Raw genomic sequence first — 18596 nt, forward strand, 5'->3', positions numbered from 1 at the left:
AATGTTAATATATAAACATTTTTTGAAAAGATAAGGGAGTAATTTAATATAAAAAAATGAAAACAGGCCGATTAATTGAAAAATTGTGAAAATCAAAAAGCTAGCATAAGCTAACTTTTTGAGTGTCATAGGAACAAATCTTGTAGGGTATGGGCAACACCATCTTCATCGTTTGTCAGAGAGAGTTGTTCATCTGCATATGGTAGTAAATCGGGATTGGCATTTTTCATGGCATATCCCTTGCCTGCAAATGCCAACATTTCGGTGTCATTGTGTTCATCTCCAAAGGCAATCAAATCTTGTCTGTCACGGTTCATAACATTGAGCAAGTATTCTAAGGCAAAAGCTTTGTTGACCCCTTTTGGTGTACATTCGAGAATGTTGAGAGGGCCTCCCCAGGTATTGATTGCTAGTTGGTGTTGGTAAAAACGATTCATCTCATCTGCTAGCGCGTATTTATCATCGACTCTTGTTTGCAAGAGGATACAGTTAGGGTCCTTGGTCACCAATTCAGATTTGAATTGATTTTCTGGTTGGAAATTTTCTACACCAAATAGTTTGGGATTGGCAATTTCTTCATTAGGAGCCGTGATATAAAATTTCTTGCGGTATTCTCCTGCAATAAAGTCGGCTTGGATATCCTCTTTGCGTTTGACCATGTCTAAGAGGTATTTTTTGTCCAAGGTCAAGCACTTTTCGTGTTCCCAAGTCTGTCCTGGTAGATGGGTAAGAGAACCGTTGAAGTTGATCATAGGTGTGTGCAACTCTAGTTCCTGATAAAATTCTTTTGCCATACGGTAAGGGCGCCCAGTAGTGATGATGACATGGTGGCCTTTTTCAGCAATTCGTTTAATTGTGTTTCGAGTAAAATCTGAAATCTTACTCTCTGAGTTGAGCAGGGTTCCGTCCAAATCGACTGCGATAATTTTTTTAGTCATATAAACCTTCCTAGTACATTCCAGATAAGATGTCTACTATTATATCAAAAAGAAAGAAGAAAAACAGACTCAAAACAAAAATAGAAATTTCATTTTGTTAAATAAATCAAACAAACATATTGAAAAGGTGAATGATAAATGATATAATACTCTCATTGTTCGTAAAAAACAAAAGGAGATTAAACATGGACAAACTATTTAAACTAAAAGAGCACGGGACAGATGTCCGTACAGAGGTGCTTGCTGGTTTAACAACATTCTTTGCAATGAGTTACATTCTCTTTGTAAACCCTCAAATGCTTTCACAAACAGGGATGCCTGTTCAAGGTGTGTTCTTGGCAACAATTATCGGTTCTGTAGTTGGTACTTTGATGATGGCTTTCTATGCTAATTTGCCATACGCACAAGCACCAGGTATGGGATTGAATGCCTTCTTCACATTTACAGTTGTGTTTGGGATGGGCTATACTTGGAAAGAAGCTCTTGGTATGGTCTTCATTTGTGGAATTATTTCACTGATTATTACCTTGACAAATGTTCGTAAAATGATCATCGAATCCATTCCTACAACGCTCCGTTCAGCAATTTCAGCTGGTATTGGTGTTTTCCTTGCCTACGTTGGGATTAAGAATGCTGGTCTCTTGAAATTCTCAATCGATCCAGGTACTTATACTGTAGCAGGTGAAGGAGCAGATAAGGCTCAAGCTGCACTTACTGCAAACTCAGCAGCTGTTCCAGGATTGGTAGACTTCAATACTCCAGCAGTATTGGTGGCTCTTGCAGGTCTGGCTATTACCATCTTCTTTGTTGTTAAAGGCATCAAAGGTGGAATTATTCTTTCTATTTTAACAACGACTGTCCTTGCCATTGCTGTTAATGTTGTGAATTTATCAGGGATTGACTTTGCTAGCAACAATCTTTCATCAGCGGTTAATGATTTAGGAACTTTGTTTGGTGCTGCTCTGGGTTCAGAAGGTTTAGGATCTTTGATTTCAAACACTTCACGTTTACCAGAAACCTTGATGGCTATTCTTGCCTTCTCATTGACAGATATTTTTGATACAATTGGTACGCTTATCGGTACTGGTGAAAAAGTTGGTATCGTTGCGACAAGTGGGGAAAATCATGAGTCTGCTAAATTGGACAAGGCTCTATACTCTGACTTGGTGGCAACATCAGTAGGTGCGATTGCAGGTACTTCAAACGTTACGACCTATGTTGAGTCTGCGGCGGGTATCGGTGCTGGTGGACGTACTGGTTTGACAGCCCTAGTTGTTGCAATCTGTTTTGCTCTATCTAGCTTCTTTAGCCCGCTTCTAGCGATTGTTCCTACAGCTGCAACAGCACCAATTTTGATCATCGTCGGAATCATGATGCTTTCTAACTTGAAAAATATTCCTTGGGATGATATGGCCGAAGCAGTTCCCGCCTTCTTCACCTCTATCTTTATGGGATTCAGCTACTCTATCACACAAGGGATTGCTGTTGGTTTCTTGACATACACCTTGACAAAACTTGTCAAAGGTCAAGCCAAGGATGTGCACGTGATGATTTGGATTTTGGATGCCTTGTTTATCCTGAACTATATCAGCATGGCGCTATAAATGGTATAATATAAAAAGGGGGGTCTTCCCCTTTTTATTATAAGGAGGTATATCATGAAGAAAAAAAGTATCTGGCAAGAAATTCTGGATAGAGGAATATGGGTGTTGATTTTTTTAATAGGATTGGTGTTATCCCAACTTCCTTTAATTTTATCTGCCCTTTTATCCACTAGACAACTCCCGCTTCTCCAGTCGGGACTCTTAGTGGCTTTGCTGTCGGTTGCTATTCTAGCGGTTTTTATCTTTAGTGCGCGAAAAACAGAGATTGCGACCTTCAATCTTTCTTTTTTCAAGGCAAAAGATCTGGCCCGCTTGGTTTTGAGTTATTTGGTTATTTTCACAAGTAATTTATTCGGATCTGCCTTGCTTCGTCTGATGAATGAATCTACGACCAGCAACCAATCAACTATTAATAATCTGGTTCAGAATAGCTCGCTGATTTCCAGTTTTTTCTTACTGGTTCTGATTGCTCCCATTTGTGAGGAAATATTGTGTCGTGGAATTATCCCTAAAAAGATCTTCCGTGGGAAGGAGAAGTTGGGTTATCTTGTAGGTGCAGTCGTCTTTGCCTTGCTCCACACACCGACCAATCTGCCTTCTCTCCTTATCTATGGAGGAATGTCGACAGTTTTAACTTGGACAGCCTACAGAACAGAACGTTTAGAGATGTCAATCTTGCTTCATATGATTGTCAATGGTATCGCCTTTTGTTTGCTGGCTTTACTGGTTTTGATTAGTCGAAATGTAGGCTTACCTTTCTAAACCATTTCCTTACTTGGAAAAGATAAATGCTAGCGTATCCATCTTTTTCTTTTTATGGTAAAATAGAGAAATAATGTGGTGAAAAACCTTGAGGAGTGACCGTATGTCCAATAAAGCTAGTCAGGCAAAAACAGCCATTTGCGGAATTATCAATGTAACCCCAGATTCCTTTTCGGATGGTGGGCAGTTTTTTGCTGTTGACCAGGCTCTTCAGCAAGCCCGTAAATTGATAGCTGAAGGAGCTAGCATGCTAGATATTGGTGGAGAATCAACTCGGCCGGGTGGCAGCTATGTTGAGATAGAAGAGGAAATCCAGCGTGTTGTTCCAGTAATCAAAGCTATCCGTAAGGAAAGTGATGTCCTTATTTCCATCGATACTTGGAAAAGTCAGGTGGCAGAAGCTGCTTTGGAAGCTGGTGCCAATCTGGTAAATGATATCACTGGTCTCATGGGTGATGAGAAAATGTCTCATGTGGTTGCCAAAGCGGGAGCGCAAGTAGTTATCATGTTTAATCCAGTCATGACTCGACCTCAGCACCCTAGTTCGCTCATATTTCCTCATTTTGGCTTTGGACAAGCTTTTACAGAGGAAGAGTTAGCTGACTTTGAAAAAATGCCAATCGAAGATTTGATGAAGTCTTTCTTCGAACGAGCCTTAGCAAGAGCAGAAGAAGCTGGGATTGCACAAGAAAATATTCTGCTGGATCCAGGAATTGGCTTTGGTCTGACTAAGAAAGAAAATCTACTCCTTCTACGTGATCTGGATAAACTGCATCAGAAAGGCTATCCAATCTTTCTTGGAGTTTCGCGCAAGCGATTTGTCCTCAATATCTTGGAGGGAAATGGCTTTGAAGTCAATCCTGAAACGGAAGTCGGTTTCCGAAATCGGGACACCGCTTCGGCTCATGTGACTAGTATCGCTGCGAGACAGGGTGTCGAAGTGGTGCGCGTGCACGATGTAGCCAGTCATAAGATGGCAGTTGAAATTGCGTCAGCCATTCGTTTGGCAGATGATGCAGAAAATCTAGATTTAAAACAATATAAATAAGATGAAAGAAATTCAAAACAATCAGTGGATTGCTCACTACCGGACGGACCAACCGCATTTTGGTTTGGAACGAATGGTGGAACTATTAGCTTTGCGTGGCAATCCCCATCTCAAGCTCAGGGTTATCCATATCGGTGGAACCAATGGAAAGGGTTCGACCATTGCTTTTTTGAAAAGTATGCTGGAAAAGATGGGGTTGAAAGTTGGAGTTTTTAGCTCGCCTTATCTCATTCATTACACAGACCAGATTAGCATCAATGGGGAATCCATTCCCGAGGCTAGGCTAGAAGCCCTCATGGCAGACTATCAGTCTTTGCTTGAGGGGGAGAAGGTCGCTGCTTTACAAGGAACGACTGAGTTTGAGATTATCACAGCTCTAGCTTATGATTACTTTGCCTCAGAGAAAGTAGATGTGGCCATCATGGAAGTGGGCATGGGTGGTCTTTTGGATAGTACCAATGTCTGCAAGCCGATTTTAACAGGAATTACGACCATTGGACTGGATCATGTAGCCCTACTTGGTGACACCTTGGAAGCCATAGCAGAGCAGAAGGCTGGTATTATCAAACAAGGTATTCCATTAGTGACAGGTCATATTGTTCCTGAAGCCTTGACTGTTATTGACCGCATTGCGGAAGGGAAAGATGCGCCTAGACTTGCCTATGGAAAAGATTATCAGGTTCGTCATCAAGAAAGCGTGGTAGCGGGTGAAATCTTTGATTATACCAGTTCTGTCAGACAAGGTCGCTTTCAAACAGGTCTGCTTGGCTTGCACCAGATAGAAAATGCGGGGATGGCGCTTGCTCTCTTAGACACTTATTGTCAGGAGGTTGGACGAGAATTAGCTAGCAATGACTTGGTTGCTCAAGCCATGGAGGAAACCAGATGGCCAGGGCGTTTGGAGGTCGTGTCTAGTGCCCCTTTGCTGCTTTTGGATGGGGCTCACAATCCGCATGCTATCAAAGCTTTGTTGAATACTTTGCAAGAACGTTTTGATGACTATCATAAGGAAATTCTCTTTACTTGTATCAAAACCAAGGCTTTGGAGGATATGCTGGATTTGCTAGAAACGGTGCCAGATAGTCAACTGACTTTAACCTGTTTTGACGATAGTCGGGCGACGGATGAAAGAGTATTGAAAGAGGCAGCTGAGTCTAGAAATCTCAACTATCAAAGTTGGCAGGATTTTCTAGAGCAGAAATTGACAGATAGAAAAGAAGAGAAAAAAACAGTTAGGATTGTTACGGGCTCCTTGTATTTCTTGAGCCAAGTGAGAGCCTATCTGATGGAGAGGAAGAACGAGAATGGATACACAAAAGATTGAAACGGCTGTAAAAATGATTATTGAGGCTGTCGGTGAGGATGCTAATCGCGAGGGATTGCAGGAAACACCTGCTCGTGTAGCCCGTATGTACCAAGAGATTTTTTCAGGTCTTGGTCAAACAGCGGAGGAACACCTGTCAAAATCCTTTGAGATTATTGATGATAATATGGTTGTAGAAAAGGATATTTTTTTCCACACTATGTGTGAACACCACTTCTTGCCCTTTTATGGGAGAGCGCACATTGCCTACATTCCAGATGGTCGTGTGGCAGGCTTGTCCAAGCTAGCACGTACGGTTGAAGTTTATTCTAAAAAACCACAGATTCAAGAACGGTTGAATATTGAAGTGGCTGATGCCTTGATGAACTATCTGGGGGCTAAAGGAGCCTTTGTTGTCATTGAGGCCGAGCATATGTGTATGAGCATGCGTGGTGTCAGAAAGCCAGGCACGGTAACCTTGACGACAGTCGCTCGTGGTCTATTTGAAACAGATAAGGACCTCCGAGATCAGGCTTATCGTCTAATGGGACTATAAAAAGAATCCGCTTTAAGCGGATTTTTCTAGAAAGGACAAGTTATGGATCAACTGCAGATTAAAGATTTGGAAATTTTTGCCTATCATGGTCTTTTCCCTAGTGAGAAAGAATTGGGGCAGAAGTTTGTTATTTCCGCAAGCTTATCCTATGATATGACCAAGGCAGCGACAGACTTGGACTTGACGGCTTCTGTCCATTACGGAGAACTTTGTCAGCAGTGGACGACTTGGTTTCAGGAAACCACTGAGGACTTGATTGAAACGGTAGCCTACAAACTAGTAGAGCGTACCTTTGAGACCTATCCTCTTGTCCAAGAAATTGAGTTGGAACTCAAAAAACCTTGGGCTCCAGTGCATTTACCGTTGGATACCTGCTCGGTGACCATTCACCGTCGTAAGCAACGGGCCTTTATCGCCCTGGGAAGTAATATGGGGGATAAGCAAGCGAACTTGGAACAAGCCATTGACAAACTGCGAGTTCGAGGTATCCATATTCTCAAAGAATCCAGTGTCTTGACGACGGAGCCTTGGGGTGGAGTGGAGCAGGATAGCTTTGCTAATCAAGTGGTTGAGGTAGAAACATGGCTACCAGCACCAGTCTTGTTAGAAACATTATTAGCCATTGAGTCAGAAATGGGACGAGTGAGAGAAGTGCATTGGGGGCCTCGTTTGATTGATTTGGACTTGCTCTTTGTGGAGGACCAGGTCATTTACACAGACGACCTCATCTTGCCTCATCCTTATATAGCAGAACGCCTCTTTGTTCTTGAGCCGTTAGTGGAAATAGCTCCCCATTTTATTCATCCAGTACTCAAACAGCCGATACGCTACTTGTATCAAGAATTGAACAAATAGAAAAAACTCTGGTTCCTCAGCATTTTGCGCCGAGAAGCTAGAGTTTTTAAAATAGGTCATTTTCTTCAGGAAGGAGGATGGTTTCTCTGCCGTCCAGGTCTAAAACAAGGATCCTAGGAGGATAAAGCGGATCAAAAGGATGATTGAAATCAAAATCAATACTAGTCGGAAGGTGCTGGCTAGAAAAATGGAAGGTGATGGTCCCCTTATTGTTGAGTAGCTGAAACTCAAGTTCTTCTTCTAATTCAAAGACATTTTTCAGGAAATGATCAATAATGTACCATAAAGAGTCAATGACATCGTCAGGCAGGCTGGTCACGACGCCAAAACTAGCGGAACGTCTCTGTGTATTTGTAAAAGCCATGTTTTCATCCCCCTTTTATTTTCCTTATCATACAGCAAAATGCCTTAAAAATCAAGAAATCCTACTCGCTTTTTCAAAATGGGAATAAACTGTGAAATTTTTTCAAAGTTTCTCCTAAAAATACTTGAAAGTGTTTACAATAAGTGATAAAATGGATTAAGCAGATGCATGAAAGCGAAATTTTCAATATAGAAAGGAAACGAAATGAACACAGATGATACAGTAACGATTTATGACGTTGCCCGTGAAGCTGGGGTTTCAATGGCAACTGTTAGTCGTGTAGTGAACGGCAATAAGAACGTTAAAGAGAACACTCGTAAAAAAGTTCTAGAGGTGATTGATCGTCTTGACTACCGACCAAATGCGGTAGCGCGTGGTTTGGCCAGCAAGAAAACCACGACAGTTGGTGTTGTGATTCCCAACATTACCAATGGGTACTTCTCAACGCTTGCCAAAGGAATCGATGATATTGCTGAAATGTATAAGTATAATATCGTCCTTGCGAATAGCGATGAAGATGATGAAAAGGAAGTTTCAGTGGTTAACACCCTCTTTTCAAAACAAGTTGATGGTATTATCTTTATGGGCTATCACTTGACTGAAAAGATTCGTTCAGAATTCTCTCGTTCACGGACACCGGTTGTTCTTGCCGGTACTGTGGATATTGAACACCAGTTGCCAAGTGTTAATATTGACTACAAACAAGCAACGATTGATGCAGTAACTCATTTGCTTCAGGAAAATGAAAAGATTGCCTTTATCAGTGGACCACTTGTTGATGATATCAACGGCAAAATTCGATTGATTGGTTACAAGGAAGCATTGAAAAAGGCAGGAATCCCTTATAGCGAGGGCTTGGTATTTGAATCTAAATACAGCTATAATGATGGCTATGCCTTGGCAGAGCGCTTGGTTTCTTCACAGGCTACAGCTGCAGTTGTGACAGGTGATGAATTGGCTGCGGGTGTGTTAAATGGCTTGGCAGATCACGGTATTTCTGTACCAGAAGAGTTTGAAATTATTACGACAGATGATTCTCAAATTGCACGATTCACTCGTCCAAACTTAACGACAATTGCTCAACCTCTATACGACCTTGGTGCTATCAGTATGCGTATGTTGACCAAGATTATGCATAAGGAAGAGTTGGAAGAACGTGAGGTTCTTTTACCTCACGGTTTGACAGAACGTCGTTCGACACGAAAACGTAAATAGGAAAAATCAGGGAATCGAGAAGATTTCCTGATTTTCAATTTTAACCTTCCATGTAATTGCGAAGTTCTTGTCCTTTTAGTCCAGCATTAAGGGCAATTAATAATTTGAGGCGAGCTTTTTGGGCATTGAGTTCTTTGACAAAGAGAACGCCAGATTCTTGCAACTGAACTCCCCCACCTTGGTAGGCATAAACAGGTTCAGCAATGCCATTAAAACAACGTGAGACCAAGGCGACTGGGATTCCTTTTTGGAGGAGACTTTCTAATTTTTGAGCTGTTTCTTTGGGTACATTACCTGCTCCAAAAGCTTGAATGACTAATCCATCTAGGTGATCTAGGTCAAGCATATCAATCAGCTCGTCTGTCATACCGGCATAGGCAGAGATGATGGGAACCAGACCTTGAATATGTTCGAGATCAAAACGGACACGAGGCTCAGCTGTTTTGAAGTAGAGAATTTCTTGTTTCATGATGAGACCGAGAGGCCCGTGAGTAGGAGTTTGAAAGGTACCGACGTTGGTGGTATGGGTTTTGGTAACATACTTGGCCGCGTGGATTTCATCATTCATGACGACCAGCACACCCTTGTCGGCTGCTTTGTCATCGCTGGCAACTCGTAAAGCACTCAGATAGTTGTATACACCGTCGCTACCGAGTTCGTTGGAACTACGCATAGCTCCAGTTAGAACGATGGGCATGTGTGGGATTTCCATGGTATCAAGGAAGTAGGCAGTTTCCTCTAACGTATCTGTTCCATGTGTGATGACAACTCCATCGTAGTGGTCTGCTTCCTCTTTGATTTTATGATAGAGTGCAAGCATGTGCTTGGGTTTGATATGGGGACTCGGCAGATTAAAAAAGTCTAGGGCATAAACCTCAATCCCTTCAAGCGGATTGGAAACATGGTTCATGGGATTTTCCTGGCTAGTTACAACGGCACCAGTGGCGTCAGCTTGCATGGAAATAGTTCCACCTGTATGTAAAACAAGGATTTTCTTAGGCATGATTTACTCACTCTCTCTGAAATGTGGTATAATCATTGTAACACAAAAGGGGAGAATGGGATAGGATGGAAGTCAAAGCTGTTTTTTTTGATATCGATGGAACGCTAGTCAACGATCGTAAGAGTGTTTTGAAATCCACTAAGGACGCGATTAGGATTGTGAAAGAACAAGGGGTACTTGTCGGAGTGGCGACAGGACGGGGGCCTTTCTTTGTCAAGGAATTGATGGAGGATTTAGATCTGGATTTTGCAATAACTTATAACGGACAATATATCTTTAACAAAGAAAAAGTCTTATTTGCTAGCCCAATTGCCAAGTCAAGTCTGCGTCAACTGATTGCCTATGCTAAAAAGGAGCGAAAAGAAATCGCTCTTGGAACCGAGCATGCTGTTGTTGGTTCGAAAATTATGTCATTTGGTCTCGGATCCTTTTCACAGCTGGTTAGCCGTTTCATTCCAACTGGCTTAACAAGAACCGTTAGCCGTTCCTTTAATCGAATGGTCAGTAAGGCAGTTCCTCAAAAGGAAGATGACCTACTTCGTTTGATCAATGAGCCAATCTATCAAGTGTTAATGCTGATGACACCCGAAGAATCTGAGAAAGCTGCAAGTGATTTTGAAGATTTGAAATTGACTCGAAGCAATCCGTTTGCTGCAGATATCATCAACCAAGGGAATTCCAAACTAGAAGGCATTCGTAGAGTTGGGAAAGAGTATGGTTTTGATCTCAACCAAGTCATGGCCTTCGGAGATTCAGACAATGACCTGGAAATGTTGGCAGGTGTTGGTATGTCTGTAGCCATGGGAAATGGCAGTAGCAGCGTCAAAGAAGTTGCCAAGCACATTACAGCAAGTAACCAACAAGATGGCATCCACAAGGCGCTCGAGCACTTTGGTGTTTTGGCTTCTGAAAAAGTTTTTGTCAGTCGGGACTACCACTTTAATAAAGTCAAGACCTTCCATCACATGATGGATGAACGAACTCAGGAAGAACCACAGGCATGGGATGTTGAAGGTGCAACCCATCGCGCAGACTTTAAAATTGAAGAATTAGTAGAGTTTGTTCGCGCAGCAAGTTCTTCGGAGGAAGAATTCCAGCAGTCGCTTGCAAGCATGCACGCGGCACTTGATAAGGCGGCCGAAAAGGTGAGGCAAAAAACGCCTGCCCAAAAAGATCTAATCGGGCAGGTTGATGCCCTAATCGATACACTGTATTTTACTTATGGCAGTTTTGCCTTGATGGGAGTGGATCCAGAACGCATCTTTGATATTGTGCATGAGGCAAACATGGGGAAGGTTTTTCCTGATGGAAAAGCCCATTTTGATCCAGTTACACATAAAATCTTAAAACCGGATGACTGGGACGAAAAATATGCTCCAGAACCTGCTATCAGAAAGGAACTGCAGCGTCAGCTCAAGGCGTATGAGCGACATAAAGAGAGAAATAAGTAAGAAAAAAGGGAGCCTAGCAGGCTCCTTTTATGTTCCTATAATGTTTTTTCTTGTTCTCTTACGACCAGTAAGTCGACTTTTGCATGGCGGAGGATGTATTCAGATGAAGAGCCAACCAAGAGGCGTTCAAAGGCATTAAGACCTGTTGCACCGACGAGAATCAGGTCAACATTTTCTGCGTCTGGAATGGTACGGGCAAGGAGGGTTTTCGGATTTCCCATTTCGATGACGATGTGAATATCCGTCACGCCCGCATCTTTTGCACGTTTTTCGTACTCTTTCATCAAACTTTCAGCGTCGACTTGGAGTTCTTCGTAAACTTCAGCATCAAAGGTGGACACGCTTTGAAGAGCGCGTGTGTCAATAACATGGGCAATGGTGAGCTTGGAATCATTGCGTAGAGCAGTGTAAACACCTTTAACAAAAGCCAAGTCTGCCTCTTTAGAACCATCAATTGCAACCATAACATTTTGGTAACGTTGTGCCATAATGAAACCTCCTGAAATTTTCTTACTTTTATTGTAATCCTTTTCACTAAAGAAGTAAAGTAAAAATCATATTTAAATAAATATTATTGGAGATTCGATTTGGTGGAGATATGTTAAAATAAAAGAAAACGGGATAGTAGGAAACACAGCGAGGGGATGAGAAAGTATGAAAGGCTCTGTTCAAGCTTCTAAAAAAAATAAGTCTTCTTTATCATGGAATTATCCTTGCGTCACTTGTAGGAGAAGTAGTGATGCTTTGGCAGCTGGAAAGAGTCGTGCCTGTTCTCTATCCAGGTTTTGTTGGCTTTCTTCTCTTTCACTTAGTCTACCACATCATTTTATTTGTGATTGCAAAGAGAAGTGGTCGCTTGGACTATTTGGTCATGTGGGGGCTCTTTTTCATGTTTAATCTTTTGTATGATTCCTTTTTAGCATTAGTCTTCCTAGATTTGTCTTTTGGTATGTGAGAAAATACTTCTGCATTCTAGTTATTTAGACGGTGAGAACCTAGTCGTTGTGAGTTTTTTTCTTTGCTTGCTCATTTCAGGAAACTTGTCGCAATCCCTTTCTAGTGGTATAATGTTACTATCTCGATGAATTGAGGAAACAAGATGAAAGAATATAACAAGTCTAGTAAGTTAGAGCATGTTGCCTATGATATCCGTGGCCCTGTTTTGGAAGAAGCTATGCGGATGCGAGCAAACGGAGAAAAGATTTTACGTCTGAATACAGGGAATCCAGCAGAATTTGGCTTTACAGCGCCAGATGAGGTCATTCATGACTTGATTATGAATGCGCGTGATAGTGAAGGGTATTCTGACTCTAAAGGGATTTTCTCAGCCCGTAAGGCCATCATGCAGTATTGCCAACTGAAGAACTTCCCCAATGTGGACATTGATGATATCTACCTTGGAAATGGAGTCAGTGAGCTGATTGTTATGTCCATGCAGGGGCTTTTAGACAATGGCGATGAGGTCTTGGTGCCTATGCCAGACTATCCTCTCTGGACAGCCGCGGTCAGCCTAGCTGGGGGAAATGCCGTTCACTATATCTGTGATGAAGCTGCAGAATGGTATCCTGATATTGACGATATCAAGTCAAAAATTACTTCCAATACCAAGGCCATCGTCCTTATCAACCCAAATAACCCAACTGGAGCCCTTTATCCTAAGGAACTCTTGCTGGAGATTATTGAGATTGCTCGTCAAAACGATTTGATTATCTTTGCGGATGAGATTTATGACCGTATGGTGATGGATGGGCATGTACACACGCCTGTGGCAAGCTTGGCACCAGATGTCTTCTGTGTTAGCATGAATGGTCTGTCAAAATCCCACCGTATCGCTGGTTTTCGTGTGGGCTGGATGGTCTTGTCTGGACCGAAGACCCATGTTAAAGGCTATATCGAAGGTCTCAATATGCTGTCCAATATGCGCCTTTGCTCTAATGTTTTGGCCCAGCAAGTTGTACAAACCTCGCTAGGAGGTCACCAGTCGGTGGACGAATTGCTCCTTCCTGGTGGTCGTATCTATGAACAAAGAAACTTTATCTATAATGCCATTCAAGATATTCCCGGTTTGTCTGCAGTCAAGCCGAAGGCGGGTCTTTATATCTTCCCTAAAATTGACCGCAATATGTACCGCATCGATGATGATGAGCAGTTTGTCCTCAATTTCTTGAAGCAGGAAAAGGTTCTCTTGGTTCATGGTCGCGGATTTAATTGGCAAGAACCAGACCATTTCCGTATCGTTTACCTTCCACGAGTGGACGAATTAGCACAAATTCAAGAAAAGATGACTCGTTTCTTGAAACAATATCGTAGATAAGGGCTTTCATTGGAAAAGCTAGAAAACATTTGCTTGGAACTATTGACAAAAGTGGCAGAATCAGATAGAATAGTAAAGTATGTTTAGTAACTGATCACTTTATAGCCGGCTAAACGAATACAAAATCTATGAGGAGGTATTCATCGTGAAACGTACTTATCAACCAAGTAAACTTCGTCGTGCGCGCAAACACGGATTCCGTAACCGTATGTCAACTAAAAACGGTCGTCGCGTATTGGCAGCTCGTCGTCGTAAAGGACGCAAAGTTTTGGCTGCATAATCCAAACGAATTCAACAAAGAAGTCAGTAGGAACTCGAGTCTACTGGCTTTTCTTTTGATTTTAAAGAGTGCATTGCCCACAAAATCGCCAATTTCAAATGGAACTCATGGAGGGCTCATTTAAAAGGTCACATACAAAAAACTCAAAACCAGATATAAGTTACTGATTTTGAGTTTTTATTTATTCTTTTAAGTGATAAGAGTAACTAGCGACAACGACGTCTTCATGCCATCTGAGAGCGTATTTTAGTTTGAGGCTCATCTGATTGTGCAGGATATTTTGCCAAGGCTTGTTAGGGATAAACTGTGGGACGAGGACTGTAACGGTGTAGTTTTTTTGCTTAGCTTCATGGGCGATTCGTTTGACATACTTAACGCTAGGGGTGATGATGTCGCGGTAGCTGGTGTTGATATTCTTCAGAGTGATATTTGGGAAGTAATCGGTAAATTCCTGAAGGATTTCTTGGTCTTTTTCGGCAGTTTCTTTAGTAGAAATGTGCATGGCCAACACTTCGTCACCGATACTTTGAGCGTAGTTAATGGCTCCGACACTTACTCGAGTGACATTTCCTACTAGGACAAGGACAAGGTTGCCGTCGTAAGTGCGCTTTTCAATTCCTTCGTAGAGTCGCAGTTGTTTTGCTACTTTTTGGTAATGGCTGTGAATGGACAAAAAGAGGAAAGTTAAAACTAGGATAATTGGGAAGAAAGGCCAGATATCACCCAGTCTGAAGAGGAGTAAAATGAGGACAATGGCATAACAAATGATGGCCCCAAGGATATTAGCGAAGGCAGATTTTAAGAAGTTTGCTCCTTTTTCCTTTTTCCAATGGCGAATCATCCCAGTCTGAGAAAGGGCAAAGGGAACGAAGACTCCGATAGTATAAAGAGGAATCAAGCGTTCAGTATTGCCATTAAAAATGAGAAGAAGGATCATAGCTCCAAAAGCCAGAGTTAAGATACCGTTGGAGTAGCCAAGGCGATCCCCTTTTTCCATAAAGAGATGGGGCATGTACTTGTTTTTAGCCATATTGTAGGACAGCATAGGGAAGGCTGAAAAGCCAGTATTTGCAGCTACGGCTAGAATCAAGGCTGTCGAGAACTGGAAGAGATAGTAGCTAGCATGACCAAAGAATGAATCACCAAGAATGCCCTTGGCCATTTGCGAAAGGATGGTTTCTCCGTGTTGAGGCGTGATACCCATCCAGTAGTTTAGGAAGGTAATGCCTGCAAAAAGAAATCCTAAAATCAGCGACATGATGGTCAAAGTCTGAGCAGCATTCTTTTCTTTCGGAGTTTTAAAAAATGGTACCGCATTTGAAATAGCCTCAACCCCTGTCAGGGATGCCGAACCGCTGGTAAAGGCTCTTAGTAGGAGAACGATGGAAAGGCTCGGAACAGTTTGTCCAATGGTTGAAGTCGCCTGATAGTTTAGGGAACCTGTAAATAGTTGAAAGAACCCATAAAGCAAGAGAAAGACGGTACTGAAGATAAAGAGGTAGACGGGAATCATTAGAGAGCTGGCAGATTCTTTCAATCCTCTTAAATTCAAGAGCATGAGCAGGCAGACTAGGAAAATAGAGATATGAAGATTATAAGGATGGAGGGCAGGTATGGCTGCTGTAATAGCATCAGCTCCAGACGCAACGGATACGGCTACTGTAAGCATATAGTCAACAAGGAGGCTACCCCCTGCAATCAAGCCTAGTTCGGGGGAGAGATTTTCCCGAGTGACCATATAAGCCCCTCCACCTTGAGGATAGGCATGAATGATTTGACGATAGGAAATAGTCAAACTAGCGAGCAGTAAGAGGACAAAAATACCGATAGGGAGGCTCCACCAAATGGCGAGAGGAGAGAGGCTAACTAAAACGAGAATGACTTGTTCAGGTCCATAGGCAATAGAAGACAGGGCATCACTGGATAACATTGCAAGTGCCTGCATTTTTCCAAGTAATCCCCCTTCGCCGTCTGTGAGAGACTTGAGTGGTCGACCGATAAAGGTATATTTTAATTTTCTAAACATTTTCTTTTCCTTTGCTGAAAATTTCAATAAGTGTTATTATACTGCTTTGAAAAAAGGCAGTCAAGGGAGAATGATTGGTATTAGAATATTTTTACAAGCCGAGGAATGCTATTTTTGGTATAATAGATGGAAGAAAATGAGGTTAGAAGAGATGATTTTTGATACGCACACACATTTAAATGTAGAGGAATTTGCAGGACGTGAGGCAGAAGAAATCGCCTTGGCTGCTGAGATGGGTGTGACACAGATGAATATTGTTGGTTTTGACACACCGACCATTGAGCGAGCCCTAGAGTTGGCAGATGAGTATGAGCAACTCTACGCAACTATTGGCTGGCATCCGACGGAAGCAGGGACTTACACAGATGAGGTCGAAGCTTACTTGCTTGAAAAACTAAAACATCCCAAGGTTGTTGCCTTGGGAGAGATTGGATTGGACTATCACTGGATGACAGCATCTAAGGAAGTGCAGGAGCAGGTGTTTCGCCGTCAGATTCAGTTGTCTAAGAACTTGGATTTACCTTTTGTGGTCCATACTCGTGATGCGCTAGAAGATACTTATGAGATTATCAAGAGTGAGGGCGTTGGTCCTCGTGGTGGGATTATGCATTCATTTTCAGGCTCTTTGGAGTGGGCTGAGAAGTTTGTCGAGCTGGGCATGACCATTTCCTTCTCAGGTGTGGTGACCTTTAAGAAAGCGACGGATATCCAAGAGGCTGCTAGGGAACTTCCTTTGGACAAGATTTTGGTAGAAACGGATGCACCTTACCTGGCTCCTGTGCCTAAACGTGGCCGTGAAAACAAAACAGCCTATACTCGCTATGTGGTAGATTTTATCGCGGATTTGCGTGGGATGACGACTGAGGAGTTAGCCGCAGTAACAACTGCAAATGCAGAGCGTATCTTCGGATTGGACAGCAAGTGATGAAAGAAAAAATTTCCCAAGTCATCGTGGTCGAAGGTCGCGATGATACGGTCAATCTCAAACGTTACTTTGACGTGGAAACCTATGAGACGCGAGGTTCGGCCATTAATGTTCAGGATATAGAGCGAATTCAACGCCTGCATGAACTGCATGGAGTCATTGTCTTTACAGATCCTGACTTTAACGGTGAGCGCATTCGTCGCATGATTATGACGGCCATTCCGACAGTTCAGCATGCCTTTCTCAAACGAGATGAAGCGGTTCCCAAATCCAAGACCAAGGGACGTTCTCTGGGAATCGAACATGCTAGCTATGAGGACTTGAAAACAGCGCTGGCTCAGGTGACAGAGCAGTTTCAAAACGAGAACGAGTTTGACATCAGTCGCAGCGACTTGATTCGCCTTGGTTTCCTAGCGGGAGCAGACAGTCGTAGGCGTAGAGAGTATCTAGGCGAACAGCTCCGCATCGGCTATTCCAACGGCAAGCAACTCCTCAAGCGCTTAGAGTTATTTGGGATAACCTTGGCAGAAGTGGAAGAAGTGATGACTAAGTATTCAGACTAGTGGAGTCAGAAATGAAAAAAGTAATTATTACGGGTGGTAACAGTGGTATTGGCTACCAGGCTGCTAAACAGTTAGCTGAAAAGGACTGGTCGGTAACTCTCTTTTGTAGACGGAAAGAAGCTGCCGAGCAAGCCTGTGAGGAAATCCGCCAACAAACAGGAAATCTACATGTAGATTATATTTTGGTTGATCTATCTGATATGAAGAGTGTCAGGAAAGCAGTGGAACAGTATATTCAAAGAGAAGACTTTCTAGATGTTCTAATTAACAATGCAGCTGACTTTGATTTGTCAGTCAAAAAGCCCATCCTGACTAAGGATGGTTTAGAAAAGCAATTTGCGACCAATGTTGTTGCACCCTTCCTACTTTCTTTCCTATTGAAAGGTTTGTTGGAAAAGTCAGAGAGTGGACGGATTATTAATATTTCTTCTCAAGGGCTGATACTCTATCCTTTCATGAAACTTGATTTTGAAAATTTATCTGGTCAAAAATGTTACAGTCCTGCCAAGACCTATTATCAAAATAAACTGGCCTTGTTGATGCTGTCACTTTATATGCGAGAACATTGGGAAGGCATCAAAATTCACGCAATTCGTGTGACCAATGTCAAAGTAGATATGAGCCGCTACAATCACCTCAACACTTTTATGAAAAATCTGTATAAAATTAAGTCAAAATTTTCGATTAGCCCTGAAGAAATGGCCAAAGTTTACACGGTCTTATCTACAGAAGAACTCTATGAAGGATTTTTGTATGACGAGAAATGCAAGGAAGTAAAAGCAAATGTATCTGCTTACGAAGAAGAGGAGCAAGAAAAACTCTATTCTTTACTTGAGCACCTGACTTTTTCAAGAGACAATCCATAAAGGATGAGAAAAATAAATTTCATGGGCTGTTTCAATAGTGGAAGGAAATTCAGATATCTAAATCTGTTTGGAGTGACCTTGGCAGAAGTGGAAGAGGTTATGAAATCTTATGATAATAGTTGAGCAGACCTCAAAATGCATGGAGAATGTGTTACAATAAAGGTACTTAGATTTATTTTGATAGCGTTCGAATAGAAACTTATAAGGAGAGAGCAAAATGAAAATACAAGTTGACAGAGAGTCTATCTGCATGGGGGATGATGTTTTTTCTCATCAGATGGATCTTGATATCCCGGAGGATATGACAGTTGAGGAGCTTTGTAGTTTTCTTCAAAAGGACAGATATCTGCCTGGATTGGATACGGAATGGCTTCTTCGACATGGTGGAAAGACAATAACAAGTTATAATACGGAAACAAAAGAACTAACAAATCCAAATGTTTATTTAAAAGACCTGATTCATCAGGGTTCTAGAGGAAATGATTTTGTTTGGATATATCGTCGTTCATATTAGAAAAGAGAA

Annotated in this window: 20 protein-coding genes; 15 read left to right on the plus strand and 5 right to left on the minus strand. The window is 42.1% G+C overall.

From position 1 onward, the window contains the following. Positions 1-125 precede the first annotated feature (125 nt). Positions 126-938, minus strand: a complete 813-nt coding sequence (locus tag HF881_RS05360) for a Cof-type HAD-IIB family hydrolase (RefSeq protein ID WP_000162368.1) — start codon at positions 936-938, stop codon at positions 126-128. A 185-nt stretch (positions 939-1123) separates the two neighbouring features. On the opposite strand from HF881_RS05360, the gene HF881_RS05365 reads away from it, so the two are divergent. From HF881_RS05365 to folK, 6 genes are all read left to right on the plus strand, one after another. After that, positions 1124-2542 carry an NCS2 family permease gene (locus tag HF881_RS05365; RefSeq protein WP_169446734.1) on the plus strand — a complete coding sequence of 473 codons (1419 nt, stop codon included), beginning with the start codon at positions 1124-1126 and terminating at the stop codon, positions 2540-2542. Positions 2543-2596: 54 nt separating this feature from the next. Beyond that, entirely contained in the window at positions 2597-3304 is a 708-nt protein-coding gene (locus HF881_RS05370) for a type II CAAX endopeptidase family protein (RefSeq protein ID WP_169446735.1), read from the plus strand. A 103-nt stretch (positions 3305-3407) separates the two neighbouring features. Next, positions 3408-4352: a dihydropteroate synthase gene (gene folP / locus HF881_RS05375; RefSeq protein ID WP_000066040.1), complete on the plus strand. Its 945-nt coding sequence runs from the start codon at positions 3408-3410 to the stop codon at positions 4350-4352. A gap of 1 nt (position 4353) precedes the next feature. Next, positions 4354-5676: a folylpolyglutamate synthase/dihydrofolate synthase family protein gene (locus HF881_RS05380; protein ID WP_000659084.1), complete on the plus strand. Its 1323-nt coding sequence runs from the start codon at positions 4354-4356 to the stop codon at positions 5674-5676. Beyond that, on the plus strand, positions 5657-6211 hold the full coding sequence (folE, locus tag HF881_RS05385) for a GTP cyclohydrolase I FolE (RefSeq protein WP_000380934.1): 555 nt from the start codon (positions 5657-5659) through the stop codon (positions 6209-6211). The genes HF881_RS05380 and folE overlap by 20 nt, the downstream gene beginning before the upstream one ends. Before the next feature lie 42 nt (positions 6212-6253). Continuing rightward, positions 6254-7066, plus strand: coding sequence for a 2-amino-4-hydroxy-6-hydroxymethyldihydropteridine diphosphokinase (gene folK / locus HF881_RS05390; protein ID WP_169446736.1), 813 nt, complete (start codon positions 6254-6256; stop codon positions 7064-7066). Between the two features lie 46 nt (positions 7067-7112). On the opposite strand, the gene HF881_RS05395 is transcribed toward folK, so the two are convergent. Then, on the minus strand, positions 7113-7430 hold the full coding sequence (locus HF881_RS05395; RefSeq protein WP_169446737.1) for a DUF960 domain-containing protein: 318 nt from the start codon (positions 7428-7430) through the stop codon (positions 7113-7115). A 204-nt stretch (positions 7431-7634) separates the two neighbouring features. On the opposite strand from HF881_RS05395, the gene ccpA reads away from it, so the two are divergent. Continuing rightward, on the plus strand, positions 7635-8645 hold the full coding sequence (ccpA, locus tag HF881_RS05400) for a catabolite control protein A (protein ID WP_001090631.1): 1011 nt from the start codon (positions 7635-7637) through the stop codon (positions 8643-8645). A 40-nt stretch (positions 8646-8685) separates the two neighbouring features. On the opposite strand, the gene HF881_RS05405 is transcribed toward ccpA, so the two are convergent. Beyond that, positions 8686-9648: an asparaginase gene (locus tag HF881_RS05405; RefSeq protein ID WP_169446738.1), complete on the minus strand. Its 963-nt coding sequence runs from the start codon at positions 9646-9648 to the stop codon at positions 8686-8688. 65 nt (positions 9649-9713) lie between these two features. Between HF881_RS05405 and HF881_RS05410 the strand changes: the two genes are divergently transcribed. Beyond that, positions 9714-11099 carry a Cof-type HAD-IIB family hydrolase gene (locus HF881_RS05410; protein ID WP_143989943.1) on the plus strand — a complete coding sequence of 462 codons (1386 nt, stop codon included), beginning with the start codon at positions 9714-9716 and terminating at the stop codon, positions 11097-11099. Between the two features lie 35 nt (positions 11100-11134). Here HF881_RS05410 and HF881_RS05415 read toward each other — a convergent pair whose 3' ends face one another. Continuing rightward, entirely contained in the window at positions 11135-11587 is a 453-nt protein-coding gene (locus HF881_RS05415) for a universal stress protein (protein ID WP_000079158.1), read from the minus strand. A 176-nt stretch (positions 11588-11763) separates the two neighbouring features. Between HF881_RS05415 and HF881_RS05420 the strand changes: the two genes are divergently transcribed. The 3 genes from HF881_RS05420 (at position 11764) to rpmH (ending at position 13693) form a co-directional block, all read left to right on the plus strand. Next, positions 11764-12054 (plus strand): hypothetical protein, encoded by a 291-nt coding sequence (locus HF881_RS05420; RefSeq protein WP_169446798.1) that lies wholly within the window; start codon positions 11764-11766, stop codon positions 12052-12054. A 144-nt stretch (positions 12055-12198) separates the two neighbouring features. Next, positions 12199-13413, plus strand: coding sequence for a pyridoxal phosphate-dependent aminotransferase (locus HF881_RS05425; RefSeq protein ID WP_000666481.1), 1215 nt, complete (start codon positions 12199-12201; stop codon positions 13411-13413). 145 nt (positions 13414-13558) lie between these two features. Further along, positions 13559-13693, plus strand: a complete 135-nt coding sequence (rpmH, locus tag HF881_RS05430; protein ID WP_000831905.1) for a 50S ribosomal protein L34 — start codon at positions 13559-13561, stop codon at positions 13691-13693. A 181-nt stretch (positions 13694-13874) separates the two neighbouring features. On the opposite strand, the gene HF881_RS05435 is transcribed toward rpmH, so the two are convergent. After that, positions 13875-15719, minus strand: a complete 1845-nt coding sequence (locus tag HF881_RS05435; protein WP_169446739.1) for an APC family permease — start codon at positions 15717-15719, stop codon at positions 13875-13877. A gap of 151 nt (positions 15720-15870) precedes the next feature. Here HF881_RS05435 and HF881_RS05440 point away from each other — a divergent pair, with 151 nt between their 5' ends. The 4 genes from HF881_RS05440 (at position 15871) to HF881_RS05455 (ending at position 18587) form a co-directional block, all read left to right on the plus strand. Further along, complete coding sequence (locus HF881_RS05440) at positions 15871-16644, plus strand: TatD family hydrolase (protein WP_169446799.1); 774 nt, start codon at positions 15871-15873, stop codon at positions 16642-16644. Further along, entirely contained in the window at positions 16644-17207 is a 564-nt protein-coding gene (gene rnmV / locus HF881_RS05445) for a ribonuclease M5 (protein WP_169446740.1), read from the plus strand. The genes HF881_RS05440 and rnmV overlap by 1 nt, the downstream gene beginning before the upstream one ends. A gap of 11 nt (positions 17208-17218) precedes the next feature. Further along, a complete protein-coding gene (locus HF881_RS05450) occupies positions 17219-18073 on the plus strand; it encodes an SDR family NAD(P)-dependent oxidoreductase (RefSeq protein WP_169446741.1) in 855 nt (284 codons plus the stop codon). 217 nt (positions 18074-18290) lie between these two features. Then, positions 18291-18587 (plus strand): hypothetical protein, encoded by a 297-nt coding sequence (locus HF881_RS05455; protein ID WP_169446742.1) that lies wholly within the window; start codon positions 18291-18293, stop codon positions 18585-18587. The last annotated feature ends 9 nt before the right edge of the window (positions 18588-18596 follow it).

This window comes from Streptococcus sp. WB01_FAA12, assembly GCF_012843315.1.
In the GTDB taxonomy this organism is placed as follows: Bacteria; Bacillota; Bacilli; order Lactobacillales; family Streptococcaceae; genus Streptococcus.